The organism is Streptomyces sp. NPDC005070 (assembly GCF_053600395.1).
Window position 1 is genome coordinate 1 of sequence record NZ_JBSFZS010000483.1, and the last position, 1,535, is coordinate 1,535.

3 protein-coding genes are annotated in these 1,535 nt (G+C 71.9%); 2 read left to right on the forward strand and 1 reads right to left on the reverse strand.

Annotated elements, in window-relative coordinates; all coding sequences use genetic code 11:
* A partial coding sequence (locus ACWEBX_RS40445) for a DUF6629 family protein (RefSeq protein WP_451889682.1) occupies positions 1-277 on the reverse strand: 277 nt, incomplete at its 3' end.
* Between the two features lie 229 nt (positions 278-506).
* Here ACWEBX_RS40445 and ACWEBX_RS40450 point away from each other — a divergent pair.
* A complete protein-coding gene (locus ACWEBX_RS40450; protein ID WP_103547584.1) occupies positions 507-722 on the forward strand; it encodes a DUF4177 domain-containing protein in 216 nt (71 codons plus the stop codon).
* 196 nt (positions 723-918) lie between these two features.
* Positions 919-1,535: VOC family protein (locus ACWEBX_RS40455; RefSeq protein WP_451889683.1), on the forward strand; the 617-nt coding region annotated here is incomplete at its 3' end.

Below are 1,535 nucleotides of genomic sequence, written 5' to 3' on the forward strand. Positions count from 1 at the left end.
GCCGGCGCCGGGCGCTGCTCGGCGCCGCGCACAGCACGCCCGCGGGCACCCACACGGCCAGGAGCGGAAGGGCGATCACGGCCCAGGCCACGGTGGCGGGCCCCGTACCTCCGCCGGCGTCCCAGACGCGGGCCTCGACGATCTGGTGGGCGCCGAGCAGCAACGGCAGCGCGGCCAGCGGGAGATCCGTACGGCGCCGTGCCCGGATCACACAGGCCACCCCGACCACGGCGACCCCGGCACCGGCCACCAGGTCGGCCGTCGCACTCCAGCACATCGCGCCCCCTGAATCCGCCGTCACGGCTTCCGTAGACCCTCGTCCACGCTACGACGGCTCGGCCGCGCTCCTCCCTCCGGCCCGCCGTCAGGACGCCTCCCCGGCAGGGCACTTCCTGAAGTTTCAACAAAGCTGTCCCTACGGTCCGGTACGCCCCTGTGCCACGGCCGCGAAGAGTGATTGGGTGGGCCCGGTCATGCCAACCGACACGCAGGAGAGCTCCGCAACCATGAGCACCCCGTACACCTTCGAATACAAGGTCGTCACGTTCCGTGAATCGCTGATCGGCGACGCTCTGGACAGCGACAAGCTGGAAAAGGTCCTGAACAAGCATGCCGAGGACGGGTGGGCGCTCAAGGCGATCACGGCCGCGGACGTCAAGGGCCGCATAGGCCCCGGCGCCGTGGAGGGCCTGCTGCTCACCCTGGAACGGCCGCGCGTCTGACGCTCGTGTGGTGCGCGCGGCGCCGAAGCGGGAGATGCTGTTGGTGATGGGACAGCGGATCCGCAGGTGCTGCTGACGCCGTCGGGGGCCTTCCGGTACGGAGGGCCTCTCACGGCTGAACTCATGTCCGGGAGCCCCACGAGGGCCCCGCACCCCGCGAGACCGTTGTCGGCCGATCGCGTCAGAACGGGTGGCGATGAAGAGCGACGGAACTCTCGACACCGGTGTCGTCACCAGCAAGGCGGTGTTCGGCGCGCCGTGCTGGGTCAGTCTCACCACCCGCGACCTGGGGGCCGCCCAGAGCTTCTACAGCGCGGTTCTGGGCTGGAGGTGGGCCCCGGGCACGCTGCTGGGCGAGCAGTACCGCGTCGCGAGTGTCGCCGGGGTTCCGGTCGCGGGGGTCGCCCAGGTCGACTTCGTGGCGAACACGGCGGTCGCCTGGACCGCGTTCTTCGCCGTGGCCTCCGCCGACGACACCGTCTCGCGCAGCCAGGAACGTGGCGGCACGACCGCGGTGGGCCCGATCTCGCTGCCCCCGGGCCGGGCCGCGCTGCTGGCCGACCGGGACGGGGCGGTCTTCGGGATCTGGGAGGGCGACCTGATGTCCGGCTGGGAACGCTGGCGCAACGCGGCTCCCTCCTTCATCCGTCTGCACACCCGCGACGCCTTCGACGCCGCCATCTTCTACGGCGAGGTGCTGGGCTGGGCCTCCTCCGTCCCCGGCTGCTCGAGGACGCGGAGGAACGAGCGGTACGGACCACCCGCCGACTGCTGCGCGCCGTACCGCAGTTGGCCACGGCGCGGCCGACCGGC